Annotated in this window: 1 protein-coding gene; it reads left to right on the top strand. The window is 56.1% G+C overall.

Going from position 1 to position 253, the window contains the following annotated elements:
- Positions 1–253 (top strand): serine hydrolase (locus SB756_RS32840; protein WP_410913609.1); only part of this gene is annotated, 253 nt, incomplete at both ends.

Consider the following 253-nt stretch of genomic DNA (forward strand, 5'->3'; position numbering starts at 1 on the left):
GTTATCTGGCGGACTTCTCTGCACCTGCGGTACGCATGCCACACTACTCCAACCTCGGCTATGCGCTGCTCGGTTATATCCTGCGCACGCGTTGTCATCAGGATATTCAGACGCTGGCGTCACAGCTTATCTTCACACCGTTAAAGATGAATCAAAGCAGTTTTGTACCGGAAACGCTGACGGGCTATCCGCTGCGTGCGCTGGGCCATGCAGGCGATCAGCCGAAATTTATTCGCCGCGGCACGCTGACGCC

This window comes from Pseudomonas sp. SIMBA_068, assembly GCF_046534705.1.
GTDB classification, from domain to species: domain Bacteria; phylum Pseudomonadota; class Gammaproteobacteria; order Pseudomonadales; family Pseudomonadaceae; genus Aquipseudomonas; species Aquipseudomonas putida.